Below are 19,943 nucleotides of genomic sequence, written 5' to 3' on the forward strand. Positions count from 1 at the left end.
GAAGTTTTGCTGCTTTTACCAGGCCTGGGAGAGGTCCGCGTGCTGCCGGATCCAGGCGTGCATCGCGATCCCCGCTGCCACGCCCGCATTGATCGAGCGGGTGGATCCGAACTGCGCGATGGAGACGGTCATCCGCGCCCCGCGCTGCGCCTCCTCGGTCACTCCGGGCCCCTCCTGGCCGAAGAGCAGGAGGCAGCGGCGCGGCAGCTCAGCGGTCTCCAGCGGCACGGAGCCGGGGGTGTTGTCCACGGCGACGACCGCCAGGTCCTGCTCCGCCGCATAGTCGAGTACTTCGGCGACGGTCTTGTGGTGTTCGAGGTGCTGGTAGCGGTCGGTGACCATCGCGCCCCGCCGGTTCCAGCGCTTGCGCCCGACGATGTGGACCGTATCCACTGCGAAGGCGTTGGCGGTGCGGACGACGGTGCCGATGTTGGCGTCGTTCTCGAAGTTCTCGATGGCGATGTGCAGCTCGTGTCGGCGGGAGTCGATGTCCGCGACGATGGCGTCCATCTTCCAGTAGCGGTAGGCGTCGACGACGTTGCGGCGGTCACCGTTGTCGAGCAGTTCCGGGTCGAAATGGGCCTCCGTAGGCAGCGGCACCCCGGGGTACTCCTGCTCCCAGGGGCCGACGCCGACGCGGGATTCGAACCACTCGGTCGGGCCCTTGCCGGAGCCTTCGGTGGGTTCCGGCTGCTGGGGCGACTGGTGGCCCGGCTGCGTGCTCTCCTGCCTGTCTTCGTGGCTCACTACGCGGCCTTTTCTGTTTTCTGGTGCAGCGCGCCGTTGATTCCGTCGACGAGCAGTAGCTGCGCGATGACATAGGTCGCCATGACCGCGCCGTCGGTGAGCGCGTCGATGATCTTCAGCGCCCTTGGCGCGGTGGGGCGCTGCGCGTGCTTCAACAGGGTGAGGCGGTTGAGGATCAGGGCGTCGGAGAGCAGGAAGAGCGTTCCGCCGAGGGCGTGGCCGTAGTCCTCCGGGGTTTCCTCTGGTGTGCTGCGAAGGAGGGCCGGGTCTTGCGCCAGCATGTTGGTGGCTCCCAGCAGGGAGCCGTAGCCGCCCGCGGCGGGTAGGGCCTTGGGTAGCTTCCATCTGGCTAACCCCAGCCCCGTCACCAGGGCCGGCAGGTGGGCCGCGGCGACCGCCGGCGATGGCCGGGCGCCCCGCTTGGCGAGCAGCCAGATATAGGCCAGCTGGTTGGCGCTGAACCACGCCGCACCACGGTTGAGGCTTTTAGCCCGCTCGACTGGCTCCGCGCTGCGGGACTGGGTGTTCATCAGGGTGATGTCCCCCAGCCAGCCGCCTACCAGACCTGCGAGTAGAAGCGCCTGCCCCGCGCTGGGGGTGTGGATCTTGCCCCAGGAGCGCGGGTTATCTGCGGTGGCACCGGGGGCGAACACGGTGCTCGCGAGCAGGGGCATGAGCGTTGGCTTCACGGCGCGCGTGATGCGATCCGAGCGCGTGGCTGCGGCAGCGACAGAGACGGTGCCGGCCGCCAGGTAGGCGATGCGGCCCGGGTGTGGGTGGCGTGCGGCGGTGCGCAGGGCGCGGGTGCCTTCGGCGGCTCGCTCCAGCACGTGGCTCAGGATTCGGTTCTGCGTCAGGGTGCTGCGCATCGGTGTCTCCTTGTGGGTTCACGGCGCGGCTATCTCACCACCGCGGCGGCGGGCAGGCCTAGTTCAGGCCGAGGTCGGTCAGGCCGAGCAGCGGGCGGTACTCCAGGCCCTCAGCTTCGATGACGTCGCGGGCACCGGTGTCGCGGTCCACGACCGTCGCCACGCCAACGACGTTCGCCCCGGCTTCGCGGGCAGCAGCTACGGCGGTGAGTGGGGAGTTGCCGGTGGTCGTGGTGTCTTCGACGATGAGCACGTTCTTGCCGGCGATATCCGGACCTTCGATGCGGCGCTGCATGCCGTGCTTTTTGGCTTCCTTGCGCACGACGAAAGAGTCGACCCCTTCGCCGGCGTGCATGATCGCCGTGGCGACCGGGTCGGCGCCGAGGGTCAGCCCGCCGACGTTGGTGTATTCCCAGTCGCTGGTCAGTTGGCGCAGGAGCTGGCCGATGAGTGCGGAGGCTTCCGCGTGCAGGGTGGCGCGGCGCAGGTCGACGTAGTAGTCAGCTTCCTTGCCGGAGGAGAGGGTGACTTTGCCGTGGACGACGGCGAGCTCCTTGACAAGCTCTGCGAGTCGCGCAGCGGCGGCGCGGTCGACGGAGGGGATTTCCTGTGCCATGGGACGCGTTCCTTCCGAAGGAGGGGTGAAAGCTTTTCTGTTCTTTAAGTTACCGCAGGAAAAACAAAACCCACCCAGTGGGCCTCGCGTTCAGCGAGGGCTCATTGGGTGGGTTGCCGCGTGGAAGGGTCAGACCACGCTAGCTTTTCGTGGTCACACTTCCGATTGAAGCGGATTCACAGTCTTCTTTTAGTCCCGCAGGGGCTTGTTTTAGTCCCGCAGGGGCTTGTTTTAGTCCCGCAGGGGCTTGGCCTCATCTGGTGAGTGTCCCGGAGCGAGGCCTTCTCGGACGAGTTCGTCTTCGATCGTGTCCTCCGCGTTACCGACATCGCCTGTCTTTTGTTTCTTTCCTAGCCACTTATCGAAGAGGCCGTTTTGGTACATCACCGTTCCGAGAATCATGAGGATACCCAGGAACTGCAGCAGGGATGGAACCTCACCGAACAGTGGCCAGGCGATGACCACAGAGGAGACCGGGGAGAGCAGCAGGATACCGGCGGAGAGCGTCGGATCCAGCCAGACAGTGCCCCACTGGACGAAGGTCCAGGCGACGGCCTGGCCGAGGGTGGCCAGCATGATCAGCCAGATCCAGTTCATGGTGGTCAGTTCGTCGCCCAGAGCGGTCTCCGGATTAACGGCAGGAAGGTGACCATCGACGAGGACGCCGTGCGTGAAGTCGAAGCCGCCACGCGGGGAGCCCGTGTGCGCCCAGATAGCCGGTGCGACCAGCTGAGCCATAGCGGTGTACATCATCGGCTGGATGTACAGGTCCTTACGCGGAGCGGTGGTACCAGCCTTGCGGGAGAAGTACAGGTAGAAGGAGTAGCAGATACCAGAGGTCAGGCCGAGCAGGGTGCCCAGGGTTGCGGTGTTGATGCCTGCGATCTGCTCCGGGCCAGTGGACTCTCCACTGCCCTCGAAGACACCACCGGTGAGCATGACACCGACGATCATGATCGGCACGAGCACCAGGAAGACCGGCGGGATCTTGTACTTATCGAAGATCGCCGTCAGCATTGGCACGACGATCACCTGCAGGTTCAGCAGGATGGCCGCGATGCCGGCGCCGACGTAGAAGATCGAGTAGTTCCAGGCGGTGAAGTCGACACCCAGGAACAGGCCTGCAACGAGGGACATGATGATGCCCGCCTTCGGCAGGGAGCCCTTGCGCTTGATCTCCCAGAAGCCGAACGGCAGCAGGACGATCAGGCCGATCAGAATACGGAGGAATGCCTGCGTCGCAGGATCCATGTTGGAGGCCTTCACCCAGATAGGAGTGAAAGCGAGGAATGCGGTACCCAGTCCGAGAATGAGCACGGCCTTGCCGTGGGACACAGGCTTGACTGGAAGCATGCGTCCGGACGCCGTAGCGCCTTGACCCTTAACAGTGTTCATGGTTTCCATTTTTACATTTCGCTTTCAGGAAAAAGCAATACTTTATGCCTAATATCACAAATAATCCAATATGCCCGTATTGTTTCCACAATTAATCAATCGGTCTTTTTAGTTGGCATGACGGGAGTTATGTTTCTAAAGGAAGTGAATTTCTATGTGGAGATATATCCTTCAACAATTAAGGCGCGAATAATTCCGCCATTGCTCGCGCCCGCTGGAAGTAACCATGAGGCTACCTCGAGTTGAAGAATTTAACGCTCTTGCGAACCCGTGCCTTCATCATCATCCGGCTCGACGATTTCCGCCTCCACCAGCTCAATCTCCGCCTCGACCGGCTCAATCGGGGACGGCAGTGCATGGCGCGCATCCGGAGCACGGTGACGGCCACTTCGACGGCGCTGCCCCCGCCGTTCCGCAGCAGTGGCGGACAGCTCGTCACTAAAGATTGTGGGCGCCCTCTCAATATCGGCGCGAATAACCTGGAGGCGCTGACCGACCGATGCAGAAATATGGTCCGGATCCTCCCCAATGAGAGGGATATTCTCCGAATCCATTTCAAGCGCCGGGCCATTGAAATCATCAGTCAGGTTCGCCTCACGCTCCCGATCGAAACGGCGAGGGAATTCCACGGGATTAGCCGGCCGCTCGATATGCGGACGATCCGAGAAAGTTGATTCGTCACTTTCTTGCCCGGCGTAGACTTCTTCAGCTGTCGGATCCGAACTCGGCGACGCGGCAGCCTCCGCTGGCTCCCCTTCCGCCACGGGTGCGGACGGGGTCTGCCCCACGGGGCGCAGGTAACCCGGCCGCGGCTTCTTCTCCCCCACGGGCGCCTCGTCGCCCTCGTTGCGCTCCCGACCGGCCTTGTCCTGCGACGCACCCTCGCCCTGCTGGCGATCAGAAGATTCCGCCCCGGCAGGAGTCAGCGAGACCGAAGTGCCTGGCAGCGCCCGTGTCTGGTCCGCGTTCTCCAGCTCCAGGACCACGCTCATCGTGCGCGGCGGAAGAACCATCGCCGCGTGCGCGAGGGAGAGCAGCTCCGGCAGGATCCGCAGCCAGATGCTGAAGTCCAGCTTCCGGCTAATGCTCAAGATAACCCAGTCGCCACCCCAGATTACGTCGGAGGCGACCTGGCTCAGCGCCGCGAGGCTGTCCTCCACCCGGACATCCAGCATGCGGTCGAGAGCCCGCACGTCGGAGGTATAAGCGGCATAAGGTGGCTGATCCAGCAGCTCGGAACGTCGCAGCCCCTCTGTCACCCCCTGCTCGCGGGAATAGTGCACCGTCACCGGGGACGCGGCCGCCCGGCGCATCGCCATGAGCGTGCCCTCCCCCAGGTCTGCCACGTGGTACTCGTGCCCCTCCCAAAAGCCACTGACCACATCCTTGGCCAGGGCCCGAATGGGAGAAACGCTCACCGCGTGCAGTGCGGCAATCGGCCACTCCTGCGGCAAATCGAGATCCTCACGGGTGAACTCCGCCCCGTTGACGGCAGCCCACTGGCGGCGCCGGCGGCGGATCGAGGCAAACAGCCCACCCTGGGCAGTCTCGGCGGCCACCATATCCGGCCCCTCCTCCGGGGCCTGTGCGTCCTCCGGGGGCAGCTCCGGCGCGTCCTCTGGCTGGGCTTGCTCCCCAACCGGGCTTGCGACAGCACCCTCGCCCGCACGGTCGGCCCGCTCGTCGGCCGACCCGCCGCCATCGGCAGCGCCAGGAACCGCCCCAGCGGTCGACGCCGCGCCGTTCGCGTCGCCGTCGTCGTCGGTGGAGTCGGGGTCCGGGAGGGAAGAAGCGGGAGGAACCGACTGCCTAGCTGCCGCAGCACCGCCAGACTCCCCCTGGGAGCTCGCGTGCTTCAGCAACCACACCGCCACAACGAGCAAAATCAGCCCGATGAGCAGGGCAACAATCGATCCACTCATGTCGTTCAGCCTAGTCCGCCTCCCCGTGCAGCAACAGAAAGCGGGGAGCGAGCCTGGCAGCCAGCCTCACTCCCCGCCCGAACGGCGCGTCAGCGCCTCTTATTCGTTGGCAGCAGCGTAGTCGGCGCTGTCCATCAGCTCGCCCGCCTCGGAAACGCGGACGTCGTAAAGCCAGCCCTCGCCGTAGGGATCCTCGTTGATGACGCCGGCGTTGTCCTCGAGCTCCTCGTTCACGGCGACGATCTCGCCAGAAACCGGCGCGTAAATGTCGGACACGGACTTGGTGGACTCGACCTCGCCGAATGGCTCGCCGGCCTCAATCTCGTCGCCGACCTCTGGGAGCTCGACGAACACGATCTCGCCGAGAGCCTCTGCCGCGATGTGGGTGATGCCAACGCGAACGACCTCACCCTCCGTGATGTCGGTGGTGTTAACCCACTCGTGCTCTTCGGAGTACAGGAAGTCAGTAGGCAAAGCAGTCATGGTCGCTCCTCACGATCATCTTCAAAAACTGTGGGCGTGTCATGGGCATTGGGCGTAATCCCCACCACATCGAACACGGCAAACTGTACTACACAGCCGGCCCGCTGCGGCGGATATCACGGGGATACCTGGGCCCGGGGCCGGCTGGGCCACCCCCATTTCATGTTTTGCAGAGTTTGATGCCGCTTTTCTGGGGTTTTCCGACGTCAAACTCTGCAAAACGTGAAATAAACCTGAAATAGGGGTAGGGCGGGGCGGTGAGGCCCCGGCTGCCCTACTTTTCGCGCTGGTAGAAGGGCATCTCCACGACCTGGTACGGGTACTGCTTGCCGCGGATATCGACCTGCACGGTCTGCCCCACGGCCGCTGCCCCGCCTTCCTCGGTCGCGGCCTTATCCACGTAGGCCATCGCGACCGGGTAACCCAGGGTCGGCGAGAGCGCGCCCGAGGTGACCTCTCCGATCGGCTGGGCATCCTCGCCCTCGCCGGCCAGGACCGCGTAGCCACTGCGGGCTGCGCGGCGACCCTCACCCTGCAGGCCGATGAGCACCCGCGCCGCGCCCTTCTCCTTCGCCGTCACGATCGCATCGCGCCCCACGAAGGAATCCTTGGACTTCGTCGCGGCCAGGATCCCCAGGCCCGCGTCGACCGGGGTGAGCTCGTCGTTGAGCTCGTTGCCATAGAGCGGCATGCCAGCCTCCAGGCGGAGGGTGTCGCGGGCAGCCAGACCACAGGGCAGGCCGTCCAGCTCCGTGGCCTTGCCCAGCGCGACGTTCCACACCTGCTCGGCGGCGTCGTTGTCCACGATGATCTCGAAGCCGTCCTCGCCGGTGTAGCCCGTGCGGGCGATCAGTGCCGGCTGACCGGCGACGATGCCCTTGAAGGCGGCGTAGTAGCCCAGGCCGTCGACCGCGCCCTTGACATCCTCGGTCGCGCCGGAAGCCTCCGGCGCATCGGTGACGTTCTCGACGATCGCGTGCATGACCTCGGCGGCCTTCGGTCCCTGGATCGCGACGAGGGACTTGTTCGCGGTCTGGTCCACGACGGTGACGTCGAAACCTTCGGCGCGCTGCGCCAGGGCCTCGGCGACGCGCGGGGCATTGCCGGCGTTCGGGACGACGAGAAAGTCGTCATCCGCGAGGCGGTAGGTGATCAGGTCGTCCACGATGCCGCCGTCCTCGGTGCAGAGCATGGAGTACTTCGCCTTGCCAACCTTGACGGCGGAAAGGCGGGAGATCAGGGCGTAGTCGAGGAACTCCGCGGCCTGCGGGCCGGAGACCTCCACCTCGCCCATGTGGGAGAGGTCGAAGACGCCGACGGTCTCGCGGACGGCGCGGTGCTCGTCGAGCTCCTTGCCGTACTTCAGGGGCATGTCCCAGCCACCGAAGTCGGTGAAGCGGGCGCCGAGCTGCTCGTGCACGTGGTGCAGGGCGGTGTGCTTCGGGGTGCTTGCAGAATCAGTCATTGCAAAACCTTCCTTCAAACGTGCTGGGTCTTAGTCCTCGATAGCGAAAGCCTCGAGCGGCGGGCAGGAGCACACGAGGTTGCGGTCGCCGTAGGCGTTATCGATGCGGCGCACCGGCGGGAAGTACTTCGTGTGGCGCAGGCCATCCACCGGGAAGGCAGCCTGCTGGCGGGAGAACTTGCCGCCGGAGACGGCCTCCTCGAAGTCGTCGCGGGTCACGCTGAACGCGGTGAACGGCGCGTGGCGCAGCACGGATTCCTCGACGGTGACCTTGCCGTCGATGATCTCCTGGATCTCACCGCGGATGGTGATCATCGCTTCGATGAAGCGGTCCAGCTCCCCCTTGTCCTCGGACTCGGTCGGCTCGACCATCAGGGTGCCTGGCACCGGGAAGGCCAGGGTCGGGGCGTGGAAACCGAAGTCCATCAGGCGCTTGGAGACGTCCTCGGCGGTCACGCCGGAGGCCTTGGTCAGGGCATTGAGGTCCAGGATGCACTCGTGGGCGACCAGGTCGTTCTTGCCCGTGTAGAGCGTCGGGAAGTGATCGGCGAGCTTGCGGGAGATGTAGTTCGCGTTGACGAGGGCCATGCGGGAGGCCTCGGTCAGCCCCTCGTCACCCATCATCGCGATGTAGGACCAGGTGATCGGCAGGACACCGGCGGAGCCGTATGCTGCCCCGGAGACCGGCAGGCCGGTGTTCGGGTCCTCAGACTGCTCGACGGTCGCATCGGTCGGCAGGAACGGGATGAGGTGCTCGGCCACGCAGACCGGGCCCACACCCGGGCCACCGCCGCCGTGCGGGATAGTGAAGGTCTTGTGCAGGTTCAGGTGGGAGACGTCGCCACCGAACTGCCCCGGCTGGCCCAGGCCGACCAGCGCATTGAGATTCGCCCCGTCGATGTACACCTGGCCGCCCGCAGCATGGACCTTGTCGCAGACCTCGCGGACGTGCTCCTCGAACACGCCGTGGGTGGACGGGTAGGTGATCATGATGCCGGCGACCTCTGGGCCGTACTTCTCCAGCTTGGCGTCCAGGTCATCCAGGAGGATGGAGCCGTCTTCGGCGGACTTCACGGCCACGACCTTCAGGCCAGCCAGCGCGGCGGAAGCGGCGTTGGTGCCGTGCGCGGAGGTGGGGATCAGCACCTTATCGCGCTGATCGTCACCGCGGGAGAGGTGGTAGCGGTGGATCGCCAGAAGGCCTGCGAACTCGCCCTGGGAACCAGCGTTCGGCTGGACGGAGACCTTCGCGTAGCCGGTAATCTTGGCCAGACGCTCCTCCAGGTCATCGATGAGCTCGAGCCAGCCCGCGGCCTGATCGGCCGGGACGTGCGGGTGGATGCCCGCGAACTCCGGCCAGGTGATCGGCTCCATGGAGACGGCGGCGTTGAGCTTCATGGTGCAGGAGCCCAGCGGGATCATCGTGCGGTCCAGCGCCAGGTCACGGTCCGCCAGCTTGCGCATGTAGCGCATCATCTGGGTCTCAGAGGTGATGGCGGTGAAGATCGGGTGGGTGAGGATCTCGTCCTCGCGCAGCACATCAAGATCAGCCAGCGGGCCAGCAGAAAGGTCGAAACCGGAGGTATCCGCGCTTGCGCCCTCCTTCTTCGCGACGACGGCCAGCAGCTCAGCGACGTCCTCGTCAGTGGTGGACTCGCCGACGGAAATTCCGACGTGGTCCTCGTCGACCTTCCGCAGGTTGAAGCCCGCGTCCACCGCACGCTGCAGGACGGCGTCCGCGCCACCGACGCTGGACACATCCACGGTCACGGTATCGAAGAAGGAGTCGTGAGCCAGGCTCAGACCAGCCTCAGACAGACCCACACCCAGAGCGACGGCGCGGCCGTGCACCTGGGTTGCGATCTGGCGCAGGCCAGCCGGGCCGTGCCAGACGGCGTAGAAGCCCGCCACCACGGCCAGCAGAGCCTGGGCGGTACAGATGTTCGAGGTCGCCTTGTCGCGACGAATATGCTGCTCGCGGGTCTGCAGCGCCAGACGGTATGCCGGGGTACCCTCCGCGTCCTTGGACACACCCACGAGGCGGCCCGGCATCTTGCGCTGCAGGGAATCGACGCAGGCCATGAAGCCGGCGTGCGGGCCGCCGAAGAACAGCGGCACACCGAAACGCTGGGCGGAGCCCACCGCGATGTCCGCACCCAGGGAGCCCGGGGAGGTCACCAGGACCTGGGCCAGCAGGTCGGCGGCGACGGTGACCAGCGCGCCGGCCTCCTTCGCAGCGGAGATCAGACCGCTCAGGTCACGGATCCGGCCGGTGGACCCCGGGTTGGAGACCACAACACCGACCAGCGGGGTGTCTCCCGCGGCGGCGGCGAAATCGGCGGCGGTAGCGTCCTTAAAATCGACGACCTTGACCGGGATGTCTGCAGCCTCGGCGCGAGCCTCGGTAACGGTGATGGACTGCTGGTGGAGGGAGGAGTCCAGCAGCACCACACCACCCTGCTTGGCGGCCTTGGTGTTGCCACGAGCCATGAGCTGCACGGCCTCGGCGACGGCGGTGGCTTCGTCCAGCAGGGATGCGCCCGCAATCGGCAGGCCGGTGAGGTCCTGCACCATGGTCTGGAAATTCAGCAGCGCCTCCAAGCGACCCTGGGAAATCTCCGGCTGGTACGGGGTGTAGGCGGTGTACCAGCCCGGGTTCTCCACCACGTTGCGGCGGATCACCGCGGGGGTGATCGTGTCGTAGTAACCGTTACCGATGAGCTGCTTCATCGGCTTATTCTTCGACGCCATCGCCTTAAGCGCGGCGAGAGTATCGGTTTCGGTCAGCGCGTCAGGCAGGCCGATCGGCCCCTCCTGAACGATGGAGGAAGGAAGGGCGGCCTCCGCGAGCGCAGCGGAGGAATCATAGCCCAGGAAGTCGAGAATCTCCTGGGTATCGCTGCCGTTGGGCCCGATGTGGCGGTGGACAAAAGCTGCGTGATCAGTAGCCATCAAGCTCAAACTTTCCGGTTTGTGGTGTGCTTATTCCGCCTAAATCCTATCGGAGGCTCCAGACAATAGTGGCCGGGGTCACGTTTTCAGGGGTAAGGTTCCTTTTGTGCCTAAAAAGACTTCTGTGAATTCCCTCAGCTCGTGGCTCCTGCCCCCAGCCCTGCCCCAGGTCCCGGACGGCCGCCTCGCCGTCGTGACCGGGGCGAGCAGCGGGATCGGCAAGGCGGTCGCAGCCCGCTTCGTGGCTTCCGGATTCCGGGTGGTCGGAACCACACGTAACCCGGCCACGCTCACCGACCCGGTACCGAATGTGGAGTACCTAGCCTTAGACCTCGCAGATCCGGCCTCTATTGAGACCTTCGCCGAGGACGTCCTGGCACTTGGCGCGCCGGGTGTGCTCGTTAACAATGCAGGCGAGAGCCAGAACGGCCCACTGGAGGAGCTACCCCGGGAGGCGCTGGAGCGGCTGTTCCAGGTCAACGTCATCGGGCACGTGGAGCTCACCCAGAAGTTCCTGCCGGCGATGCGCGAGCAGGGTTTCGGCCGCATCGTCATGATCGGCTCCATGCTGGGCAGTTTCCCGCTGAGCTACCGGGGTAGCTACGTGGCCTCGAAGGCAGCGATCCGCAGCTTCGCCGACTCTGCCCGCAGCGAGCTTTCGCCGTTCGGGGTCGGCATTTCCACCGTGGAGCCCGGCGCGATCGCCACGGGGCTCAGTTCGCGGCGCACCATCTACGTCGACGACGCCGGCCCGTACTCGCGGGACTTCCACCGGATGCTCGACACCCTCAACGACAACGAAGCCAAGGGCATCAGCGCTGAGGACGTCGCGGAGCTGGTGGGCACCGTGGTGGCAGAAGCGCGCCCGCGTGCGGTGTACGCCCGGGGCTCCCTGGCGCCGGTGCCGTATATCCTGCAGCGACTCGTGCCGCGGGAGACGATGTTGCGCATCATGCGCGCCAAACACGGCCTCTAAAAGCGGCAGACTAATCTCGGGCCGGCAGGTTAGTCCTCCTCGCCGGGTGTCCTGCCGCCCTCGCCCCCAGAGGCCTTCTCCCCAAAAGCCCTCTCCCCAAAGGCCCTCTCCCCAAAGGCAGAGTGCAGCTCGGAGCGTGCCTCCGCGCGCACGTCTAAGCGGTGATTCATCCGCTCCAGATATTCGCTCTCACGCTGCTTAAAGGCCCAGTCGCGCCACGGCTGGGCAAAGAGTGCGAGCACCGTCGCGCCCACAACCCCCATGAACAGCAGCGCGCCCGCGAGAATGGTGACCCCCGGGCCACCGTGCACCCCGAACACGATCGCCAGCATCACGCTGCCGACCAGCCCGAGTGAGGCCAGCGCCATATAGGCCACGTTGATCGGGTGGAGCCGGTGACCGAAGCTGCCGTTGTAGGTCATGACCAACGGGATGATCTGCAGCGCAAACAGCCCCAGGAAGTAATAGGTCGCCACCCGGCGCAGCACGTCGGTGTCCAGCAACTGCGGAAAGCCCGTCAACGCGGTAAGCATCCACAGCATCGCGACGAGATTCAATAGGCGCCGTGCCATGCGTCTAGACCCTAAACAGCTCGTCTTGCGCCGCGCACGGGCCGCTCAGTGCGACGGGAAACTCGATCTCTTCCGCCCCGTGGGACAGCGCCAACACCAGCACGATCGGGTCGTAGCCGAGGCGGCCGACCTCCTTCGGCGCGTAGGTGACCACCGGGGTTCCCGCCTGCACGGTTGAGCCCTCGACCCAGCGGGTCGCGAAGCCTTGCCCGTTGAGCTGATCAGTATCGATGCCCATCTGCACCAACACGCGGGCGCTACCGTCTTCCAGCTCCACGACGAACATGTGGGGCTGCACCCGCACGAGGGTTCCCGCGACCGGGGACTGTACCTCCACGATCTCCTTGTCGGGGTCCGGAATCACGGCAACGCCCGCACCTGCGGAGCCGGAGGCGAACACGGGGTGCGGCACCGCATTCAGCGGCGCGGTCGTTCCGGCGAGTGGCGCGCCCACCGGAGTGCGCTCGGCCCCCGGAGCTCCCCCGCGGCCTGTAGCGACGGCATCCACGTCGGCAGCGCCGAAGCCTGCGGCGCCGACATCCCCCTCGCTGCCGAGGTCTTCAAAATCGTGCCCGTCTGTCATGCTTCCCCAGCTTAACCGCGCGCGATCTTGCGGGAGGAGGAGGCGGACCATTGTGACCAACCACCCACGAAGTGCCGCCCGACGGGAAGGCCCGCCTCCTCCATCGCGGCCAGGAACAGGGCGGAGTCCAGCCCGGACCCGGAGTGCACGGTCAGCTCGGTGTTCTCATCGATGCCGTGGCTGGCGAAGATCTCACGCAGCTGGGCGCCACCCAGGACCTTGCCCTCCTCGTCCAGCAAGGAGGCCACGGGGATGTTCACCGCGCTCGGGATATGACCTGCCTGGTGGTCGAAGGGCTCCCGAACACCACGGAAGCGCTCCGGGTCGCGGCAATCCACCAGCATTCGGTCGCGGCACCAGACGTCGATCTCGTCGATATACAGCTCCGGCATGGAGCGGGGTCGGATCTTGAAGTCCCCGCGTCCGCGGAGAGCACCGATTCCGCCAGCGACGTCGCCGCCCGCCTCCTCCCACTGGGAAGTTCCGCCGTTCAGGATCTTCACGTTCTCGACGCCAGCCCAGCGCAGGATCCACCAGGCGCGAGCAGCATAAATATTGCGCCCGGCGTCATAGATGACGACGGGGCGGCCCTCCGTGATGCCCCAGTTGTAGAAACTGCGTTGCAGGGCGGCCAGGCCCGGCATGGGGTTGCGGCCCCGCGCCCGGGAGGGGGTGCCGGCCAGGTGTTGGAGGGGGTTACAGAACATCGCCCCTGGCAGGTGCTGGCCCACGTAGGCTTCCCACGCGCTGTTCTCGGTCTTGGCCCAGTGGGAGTCGATGATGGTCATGCGCTCGCCGAGGCGGTAGGCCTCATAAAGCTGCTCACCGCTGATGAATGGGCCCGGAATTTTGGAGAAGGTATCGTGCACGCGCCGGGAAGTTGCTTGGCTCATGGTCACCATCCTAGAGATTGTGCGCGACGGAGGTTTCCATTGCTCAGCCTCGCCCACACAGGACCCCGTGGAAGCATCTCCTATCGGGGTCTACGCCCCGCTCAGGCGCGCTTTCTTATATGCTTTTTAGGTTAGCTTTCTACCCCTCAAAGACTGGAGCAGTGGATGTCTGAAAACCCGTGGGAGAAGAAGCCGTCTGGTTCCGGCGATGGCCAGCCGGAGAACCCATGGAATCAGCCCTCGGATAATCCGTGGGCGCAGAGCCAACCAGGCACCAACCAGCCGAGCGGCAACCAACCGAGTGCTGGTCAGCCCACGCCGACGTCCCCCAACGCGCCGCGGGACTCGGGCAAGGAGAGCACCGACCCGGACCTGCGTTCGTCGCACCCGGCGGAGGACTGGGCTGGGCTGGCGAACTCGCCGCAGCCACCGAACTACCAGCGGGGCGCGACCTCGGCAGGGGCGGCGGCTGGCGCGGCGGGCTACGGTCAGGGCTTCCAGCAGGGTCCGTATCAGCAGGGCCCCTATCAGCAAGGTTTCCAGCAGGGGCCGCCGAATGGTCAGGGCTATCAGCAAGCCCCTTACCAGCAAGGCCCTTATCAGCAGGGTGGCTACCAGCAGAGTTACGCCCAGGGGCCACAACAGCAGGCCCCTTATCAGCAAGCCCCAGAAAAGAAATCGGGCAAGGGCTGGCTGATCGCGCTCATCCTCCTCCTGATCCTCGCGCTGATCGGTGGCGGCTTGTGGTGGTTCCTCGCGGGCTCCAAGGAGGGTGGCTCCAACGATGAGCCTGTCACCGTCTACGAGACGGAGTACGAGGACGAACCCTCCTCCGAGAAGACGACCGCAAAGGAGGACGACGAGGACGACGACGAGGACACCGAGACCTCCGAGCCGGATGATTCCAACGGCCCGAAGGCGGTCTCGTCTCCGTCCGACTACCCCTACGGGCTCCGCTCCGACGGCTGGGAGGTCAGCAGTAACGCCCGCTGCAACTCCACCGACGAGTGGGTATACGCGGCGACCAACGGCTCCACCTACGTCTCGATCTGCGAGAACCCGGATAACGGCCGCTACTACTACCGTGGCTACAGCGACGGCATGGGCTACGAGGAGGACGTCGACATGGCCTCCGCGGACGTGGCCCGCGGCAAGTTCCGCGTCCCCGCCGCACCGAACACCATCGTGATCGACGGCAAGACCCTGCGCGTGATCGGGGCTGACGGCGGCGAGCTGGATTCCCAGCGCCTGCCGAAGGCGGTCTATAACCCGAACTACTAAGCCGCTGCGCCCTGCATTAACGCAGCGAGCAGAGGAAAAAGGCCCGGCGGCACTCAGTAGATGCTGAGCGCCGCCGGGCCTTGGGCTTTGCCGGGGCGAGGATCCCCGCCCACCCCAGGCGAGAGCGATTACTCGCCGCGGTGAATCCAGAGGCTGTCCACGCCGTCGACCTCGTGCGGGTCCACGTCCACGCGAACGGTATCACCGTCCCGGATCGCGCCGGAGAGCAGCTCCTTGGCCAGGGCATCGCCGATGGCCTTCTGGATCAGCCTGCGCAGCGGGCGGGCGCCGTAGGCCGGGTCGTAGCCTCGCTTGGCGAGCCAGGCCTTCGCCTCCGGGGAGACATCCAGGGTGAGGCGGCGGGAGGCCAGGCGATCCGCCAGCCCGCCGATCTGGATATCAACGATGTGCTCCAGCTGCTCCTCGGACAGCGGGTCGAAGATCAGCACGTCATCCAGGCGGTTGATGAACTCCGGCTTGAAGTGGGCCTTCACCGCGTCCATGATCTGCTCGTGGTTACCGCCGGCGCCCAGGTTGGACGTCAGGATCAGCATCGTGTTGCGGAAGTCCACCGTCCGTCCCTGGCCATCAGTCAGGCGGCCCTCGTCGAGAACCTGCAGCAGGATGTCGAAGACGTCCGGGTGGGCCTTCTCCACCTCGTCGAAGAGCACGACCGTGTACGGGCGACGGCGCACCGCCTCGGTCAGCTGACCGCCCTGGTCGTAACCGACGTATCCCGGAGGGGCACCGACCAGGCGGGCGACGGAGTGCTTCTCGCCGAACTCGGACATGTCGATTCGGACCATCGCGTGCTCGTCGTCGAAGAGGAACTCCGCCAGCGCCTTGGCCAGCTCCGTCTTACCCACGCCCGTGGGGCCGAGGAAGAGGAAGGAGCCGGTCGGACGGTTCGGGTCGGCCACGCCGGCACGCGCGCGGCGCACGGCGTCGGAGACCGCGTTGACTGCATCCTTCTGGCCGACGACGCGGCCTGCCAGGACGCTCTCCATCTCCAGCAGCTTCTCGGTTTCTCCCTGCAGCATCTTGCCGGCCGGGATGCCGGTCCACGCGGAGACGACCTCGGCGATGGTGTCCGGGGTGACTTCCTCGGTGAGCATCATCTCCTGGTTGTCGGCCTGCGCCTTGGCCTGGGCCTGCTCGGCCTCCTCCAGGCGCCGTTCGACGTCCGGGATGCGGCCGTAGCGCAGCTCAGCGACCTTGGCGTAGTCGCCGTCGCGCTCCGCGATCTCGGAGTCCCGGCGCAGGGCGTCGAGCTCCTCCTTGATTCCGCGCAGCGAGTCGATGCTGGACTTCTCGTTCTCCCAGCGGGCGGTCAGGCCGGCGAGCTTTTCCTTCTCATCGGCCAGCTCCGAGCGCAGGCGCTCAAGGCGGTCCTTGGAGGCGGCGTCAGTCTCCTTGGCCAGGGCCATCTCCTCGATCTCGAGGCGACGCACGATGCGCTCGGCGTTGTCGATCTCCTCCGGTCGAGAGTCGATCTCCATGCGCAAGCGGGAGGCGGCCTCGTCGACCAGGTCAATGGCCTTATCCGGCAGGAAGCGGCTGGTGATGTAGCGATCCGAGAGGCTGGCGGCAGCGACCAGGGCGGAGTCCTGGATACGCACGCCGTGGTGCACCTCGTAGCGCTCCTTGAGCCCGCGGAGGATACCGATGGTGTCCTCCGGGGTCGGCTCGCCGACGTAGACCTGCTGGAAGCGGCGCTCCAGGGCCGGGTCCTTCTCGATGTGCTGGCGGTACTCGTCCAGGGTGGTCGCACCGACCAGGCGCAGCTCACCGCGGGCGAGCAGCGGCTTGATCATGTTGCCGGCATCCATCGCGGAGTCGCCACCGGCGCCAGCACCGACGATGGTGTGCAGCTCGTCGATGAAGGTGACGATCTCGCCGTCGGCTTCCTTGATCTCATCGAGGACGGCCTTGAGGCGCTCCTCGAATTCGCCGCGGTACTTCGCACCCGCGAGCATCGCGCCCAGGTCCAGGGAGACCAGCTTCTTACCCTTCAGGGACTCGGGAACGTCACCCGCGACGATGCGGCGGGCCAGCCCCTCGACGATCGCGGTCTTACCCACGCCCGGTTCACCGATGAGCACGGGGTTGTTTTTCGTGCGCCTCGATAGCACTTGGACCACGCGGCGAATCTCTTGGTCGCGGCCGATGACCGGGTCGATCTTCCCGGCGCGGGCGGCGGCGGTGAGGTCGGTGGAGTACTTCTCCAGGGCCTGGAACTGGCCCTCCGGCTCTTCGGTGGTGACCTTGCGGTTGCCACGCACGCTCTCGAAAGCACCACGCAGGGCGTCAAAAGTGCCACCCAGGTTGTGCAGAATCGTGGCGGCGTCCGAGCTGCCCTTGGCGATGCCGGCGAGCAGCACCTCGGTGGAGACGTAACTATCGCCGAGTTCCCCGGCGAGTTCCTGGGCGGCCGTCATGGCGTTCAGGGCGTCGCGGTTGAACTGCGGGTTGGCCATGCCGGAGCCCTGTGCGGTGGGGTAGCCCTCCACGAGGGACTTCGCCTGGGTCCGCACGGCGTCGGCGTTGACGCCGGCGGCGGTGAGGATCGGCTGGGTAATGGAGTCCTGCTGCTCGAGCAGGGCCACCAGCAGGTGGCCGGGACGGATGTCCGGGTTCCCGCGGTTCGAGGCGTCCTGAAGGGCGGTCTGCATTGCTTCGCGGGTCATGGTGGTTGGAGTGAAGGAGCTCATGATGTCGTGACCTTTCTGTGGTGAGGTTTGTTGCTACCTATCCTAATTGAGTTCACTAGACTCAACCACGCCAGCCTTGAGTCTATTCCACTCAACCTAAAATATTTTTTGATCCCCGGCCCACTCTTACCCTTCCCTGCCCCGGCCACGCCGCGCAGCCCCCGATGATGGCCTTGGGCTAAAGAATTATGGGACAATGAGCCCGCATCACAGCTGGCCGCTGCCTCCGCGGCAGCTGCCCAGGAAGGGAGCCCACACAATGTCACATCACGCAGCGCCCAGCGACCGCGGCTCCATTGACCTGCTCTCCCCCATCCTCGACCACCTCGAGCCCCTGAGCGCACGCGTCCGGGACATCCTCGATACCCAGGGCCCCGCGCTCGCGCCCACCGCCCAACCAGTGCGCACCGGGGGTTTCCCAAACGCTTCCTCGAGCACGTGGTCGGATCTGAAACCAGACCAGTCCCTCCTGGCACGGAGCATCCGGGCACTACTCACCAGCCTCGGTCTAGCTCAGGACCCGGGGGATTACACCGGCGAATACCCCCACCAGGAAGCCGATTTCCTTCTTGCCCTCGGCCATGACCTGCGCAAGCACGGGCTGGAGGCCGAGCACTACGGTGCGCTCGCCCGGGCACTCGGCCACGCGGGGGCCGACGTCCTGACCCTGGATGAGCAAGCACAGGCCACGCTGGAGGATGCCGCGGACCTGACCTGCCACCTGCTCGCCATCGGCGCCCAGCGCAGCACCGCGACCGCGACGCGCACCGCCGAGGTCCTCGACGTGGCGGAAGCCTACCCCGGCGACGACGCCGCCGGACGGCCCGCGATCGGCGTCATTCGCGTGCAGGAAAGCTCACCGCAACCCTGGTGGACCGGGCAGTACCTGGACATCCGTACCCCCTACGGCGACACCCAGTGGCAATACCTGCACCCCGCCACGCCCGCGAACCCGGACGGGCTGATCGAGTTCCACGTGCGCGGGGACACCGAGGCCCGGCGCGCAATCCTCGCGCAGGCCCAGGTCGGTGATCAATGGGTGCTCGGGGCGAGCTATGGCTTCCTCAGTGTGGATGCGGAGGACGAGCGCCCGGTGTGCATGATTGCGCAGGACACAGGCCTGGCTCCACTGCGGGCCCTGCTGTTGGAGCTCGCGCAGCAGCCCGAGCCACCGGAGACCGCGCTGTATGTCGGAGCGGGTAGCGTCGCCGAATTCTACGAGCTTCCCAGTCTGCTGGGCTTTGCGCGCGCCTGGGACTGGCTGCGGGTGGTGCCCGTGGCGGCGGAGGCGGCCGGGGTGGAGGAGCTGACGGGGGCGTCGGCGGAGCTCGATGGACTGCTGCGGGTCGGCCATGCCGTGAACGCCGCCATCCGGGACGGTGCGTGGCAGGGCGCCCGGGTGCTCGTCGCCGGGAGTCACGCGCAGGTCACCGCGAGCGTGGATGCGCTGCTGGCAGCGGGCGCGGATTCCGAGCAGCTCAGCGTGGATGGGGCTTAGGCTAGTCCTCTGGCTCGATGTGGATCGTCTCGGTGATCTCGCGGTCGAGGTTGTGGCCGCCGAGGATCGGCAGGCCCTTGCGGACGTGATCCACGGAATTCGGGTCGATATCCACCGTCAGCACCTGGGCGGCGTAGCCGGTCTCCGCGAGCTTGGCCCCCTGCGGGCTCACCACCACGGAGTGCCCGATGCCGGTGGGGCCTTCTGGCTTGCCGTAATCCTCGGGGCTGCCGGGGCGGGCCATGCCAGCGGCCACGAGGTAGGAGCTGGAGTCCAGGGCACGTGCTGAGGTCAGCGCACGCCACTGATCGAGCTTGCCTGGCCCATCGGCCCAGCTGGTGGGCACGACGATGACCTTCGCACCGGACTGCGCCAGGGCGATGAAGTGGCCGGGGAAGCGGATGTCGTAGCAGGTGGCCAGGCCGATTTTCACGCCGTTGAGCTCAAAAGTCACGCGACGGTTGCCAGGACGCACGGTGGCGGACTCCTGGTGGCCGAAGGCGTCGAAGCAGTGGATCTTGTCGTAGCCCGCGAAGATCCCCGGGCCCGCGACCAGCAGGGTGTTGGTCACGCGGCGGAACTCCTGGATGCCACCGCTATCGTCCGGGCGCTCGGTGGACAGCTCCCCATTGGGCAGCCGGAAAACCGTATCCGCCGGGGTGAACATGCCCACGACGGCGACGATCCCGTGCTCCTCGGCAGTGGCCTTGATGGCCCGACCGAAGGGACCGTCGAGGGGTTGAGCGACCGTGTCGAGGCGCCCGGAATCGAAGGGAAACATCGCAGCCTCGGGGAAAACCACGAGGTCAGCACCGTTCTGCGCGGAGCCAGCGATGTACTTCCGGATGAGGGCGAGGTTCGCCTCAACATCCGGCTGGGCGCTCATCTGGATCACGGAGATTCGCATGCCACCAGGGTAACGAGAAACCAGCCCCCGCGCTGCCGCTCGGAGGGAATAGGTCTGGGGTACTTCCGCGGCC

The 19,943-nt window shown here is 66.0% G+C and carries 16 protein-coding genes; 3 read left to right on the forward strand and 13 right to left on the reverse strand.

The genetic code is table 11. The annotated features are described in order from the left end of the window. Window positions 1-15: 15 nt before the first annotated feature. The 8 genes from QP413_RS06535 to gcvP form a co-directional block, all read right to left on the reverse strand. On the reverse strand, window positions 16-747 hold the full coding sequence (locus QP413_RS06535) for an RNA methyltransferase (RefSeq protein WP_012361022.1): 732 nt from the start codon (window positions 745-747) through the stop codon (window positions 16-18). After that, on the reverse strand, window positions 747-1,616 hold the full coding sequence (locus QP413_RS06540; protein WP_284781210.1) for a lysoplasmalogenase: 870 nt from the start codon (window positions 1,614-1,616) through the stop codon (window positions 747-749). Before QP413_RS06540 ends, QP413_RS06535 begins: the two co-directional genes overlap by 1 nt. A gap of 58 nt (window positions 1,617-1,674) precedes the next feature. Continuing rightward, window positions 1,675-2,232 carry an orotate phosphoribosyltransferase gene (gene pyrE, locus QP413_RS06545; RefSeq protein ID WP_012361024.1) on the reverse strand — a complete coding sequence of 186 codons (558 nt, stop codon included), beginning with the start codon at window positions 2,230-2,232 and terminating at the stop codon, window positions 1,675-1,677. Window positions 2,233-2,463: 231 nt separating this feature from the next. Next, window positions 2,464-3,636 carry a DMT family transporter gene (locus QP413_RS06550; RefSeq protein WP_284781211.1) on the reverse strand — a complete coding sequence of 391 codons (1,173 nt, stop codon included), beginning with the start codon at window positions 3,634-3,636 and terminating at the stop codon, window positions 2,464-2,466. Between the two features lie 242 nt (window positions 3,637-3,878). Beyond that, a complete protein-coding gene (locus tag QP413_RS06555; protein ID WP_284781212.1) occupies window positions 3,879-5,549 on the reverse strand; it encodes a hypothetical protein in 1,671 nt (556 codons plus the stop codon). A 99-nt stretch (window positions 5,550-5,648) separates the two neighbouring features. Further along, on the reverse strand, window positions 5,649-6,032 hold the full coding sequence (gene gcvH, locus QP413_RS06560; RefSeq protein ID WP_284758212.1) for a glycine cleavage system protein GcvH: 384 nt from the start codon (window positions 6,030-6,032) through the stop codon (window positions 5,649-5,651). A gap of 274 nt (window positions 6,033-6,306) precedes the next feature. Beyond that, window positions 6,307-7,497, reverse strand: coding sequence for a glycine cleavage system aminomethyltransferase GcvT (gene gcvT / locus QP413_RS06565; RefSeq protein ID WP_284781213.1), 1,191 nt, complete (start codon window positions 7,495-7,497; stop codon window positions 6,307-6,309). Between the two features lie 30 nt (window positions 7,498-7,527). Then, window positions 7,528-10,449, reverse strand: a complete 2,922-nt coding sequence (gene gcvP / locus QP413_RS06570) for an aminomethyl-transferring glycine dehydrogenase (protein WP_284781214.1) — start codon at window positions 10,447-10,449, stop codon at window positions 7,528-7,530. Between the two features lie 124 nt (window positions 10,450-10,573). Between gcvP and QP413_RS06575 the strand changes: the two genes are divergently transcribed. Continuing rightward, on the forward strand, window positions 10,574-11,425 hold the full coding sequence (locus tag QP413_RS06575; protein WP_246821170.1) for an SDR family oxidoreductase: 852 nt from the start codon (window positions 10,574-10,576) through the stop codon (window positions 11,423-11,425). A 29-nt stretch (window positions 11,426-11,454) separates the two neighbouring features. Here QP413_RS06575 and QP413_RS06580 read toward each other — a convergent pair whose 3' ends face one another. Genes QP413_RS06580 through QP413_RS06590 form a run of 3 tightly spaced genes read right to left on the reverse strand, consistent with a single transcriptional unit; the run spans window position 11,455 to window position 13,473 of the window. Further along, window positions 11,455-11,997: a hypothetical protein gene (locus tag QP413_RS06580; RefSeq protein WP_284781215.1), complete on the reverse strand. Its 543-nt coding sequence runs from the start codon at window positions 11,995-11,997 to the stop codon at window positions 11,455-11,457. Window positions 11,998-12,001: 4 nt separating this feature from the next. Then, window positions 12,002-12,580, reverse strand: coding sequence for a PTS glucose transporter subunit IIA (locus QP413_RS06585; RefSeq protein ID WP_262368107.1), 579 nt, complete (start codon window positions 12,578-12,580; stop codon window positions 12,002-12,004). An 11-nt stretch (window positions 12,581-12,591) separates the two neighbouring features. Beyond that, on the reverse strand, window positions 12,592-13,473 hold the full coding sequence (locus QP413_RS06590; protein ID WP_284781216.1) for a rhodanese-like domain-containing protein: 882 nt from the start codon (window positions 13,471-13,473) through the stop codon (window positions 12,592-12,594). 165 nt (window positions 13,474-13,638) lie between these two features. Between QP413_RS06590 and QP413_RS06595 the strand changes: the two genes are divergently transcribed. Continuing rightward, window positions 13,639-14,754 (forward strand): hypothetical protein, encoded by a 1,116-nt coding sequence (locus QP413_RS06595; protein WP_284781217.1) that lies wholly within the window; start codon window positions 13,639-13,641, stop codon window positions 14,752-14,754. 128 nt (window positions 14,755-14,882) lie between these two features. Here QP413_RS06595 and clpB read toward each other — a convergent pair whose 3' ends face one another. Then, window positions 14,883-17,465, reverse strand: coding sequence for an ATP-dependent chaperone ClpB (gene clpB / locus QP413_RS06600; RefSeq protein ID WP_284781218.1), 2,583 nt, complete (start codon window positions 17,463-17,465; stop codon window positions 14,883-14,885). Between the two features lie 259 nt (window positions 17,466-17,724). Between clpB and QP413_RS06605 the strand changes: the two genes are divergently transcribed. Beyond that, a complete protein-coding gene (locus QP413_RS06605; RefSeq protein WP_284781219.1) occupies window positions 17,725-18,963 on the forward strand; it encodes a flavohemoprotein in 1,239 nt (412 codons plus the stop codon). A 1-nt stretch (window position 18,964) separates the two neighbouring features. On the opposite strand, the gene QP413_RS06610 is transcribed toward QP413_RS06605, so the two are convergent. Then, window positions 18,965-19,870 carry a carbon-nitrogen hydrolase family protein gene (locus QP413_RS06610; RefSeq protein WP_070759400.1) on the reverse strand — a complete coding sequence of 302 codons (906 nt, stop codon included), beginning with the start codon at window positions 19,868-19,870 and terminating at the stop codon, window positions 18,965-18,967. Between the last annotated feature and the right edge of the window lie 73 nt (window positions 19,871-19,943).

It is taken from the genome of Corynebacterium sp. UMB4614 (assembly GCF_030217065.1).
Classification (GTDB): Bacteria; Actinomycetota; Actinomycetes; order Mycobacteriales; family Mycobacteriaceae; genus Corynebacterium.

Coding starts and splice junctions, on each gene's coding strand:
- QP413_RS06540 (WP_284781210.1), bottom strand. CDS start 1,616: ATGCGCAGCACCCTGACGCAGAACCGAATCCTGAGCCACGTGCTGGAG.
- pyrE (WP_012361024.1), bottom strand. CDS start 2,232: ATGGCACAGGAAATCCCCTCCGTCGACCGCGCCGCCGCTGCGCGACTC.
- QP413_RS06550 (WP_284781211.1), bottom strand. CDS start 3,636: ATGGAAACCATGAACACTGTTAAGGGTCAAGGCGCTACGGCGTCCGGA.
- QP413_RS06555 (WP_284781212.1), bottom strand. CDS start 5,549: ATGAGTGGATCGATTGTTGCCCTGCTCATCGGGCTGATTTTGCTCGTT.
- gcvH (WP_284758212.1), bottom strand. CDS start 6,032: ATGACTGCTTTGCCTACTGACTTCCTGTACTCCGAAGAGCACGAGTGG.
- gcvT (WP_284781213.1), bottom strand. CDS start 7,497: ATGACTGATTCTGCAAGCACCCCGAAGCACACCGCCCTGCACCACGTG.
- gcvP (WP_284781214.1), bottom strand. CDS start 10,449: ATGGCTACTGATCACGCAGCTTTTGTCCACCGCCACATCGGGCCCAAC.
- QP413_RS06580 (WP_284781215.1), bottom strand. CDS start 11,997: ATGGCACGGCGCCTATTGAATCTCGTCGCGATGCTGTGGATGCTTACC.
- QP413_RS06585 (WP_262368107.1), bottom strand. CDS start 12,580: ATGACAGACGGGCACGATTTTGAAGACCTCGGCAGCGAGGGGGATGTC.
- QP413_RS06590 (WP_284781216.1), bottom strand. CDS start 13,473: ATGAGCCAAGCAACTTCCCGGCGCGTGCACGATACCTTCTCCAAAATT.
- QP413_RS06595 (WP_284781217.1), top strand. CDS start 13,639: ATGTCTGAAAACCCGTGGGAGAAGAAGCCGTCTGGTTCCGGCGATGGC.
- clpB (WP_284781218.1), bottom strand. CDS start 17,465: ATGAGCTCCTTCACTCCAACCACCATGACCCGCGAAGCAATGCAGACC.
- QP413_RS06605 (WP_284781219.1), top strand. CDS start 17,725: ATGTCACATCACGCAGCGCCCAGCGACCGCGGCTCCATTGACCTGCTC.
- QP413_RS06610 (WP_070759400.1), bottom strand. CDS start 19,870: ATGCGAATCTCCGTGATCCAGATGAGCGCCCAGCCGGATGTTGAGGCG.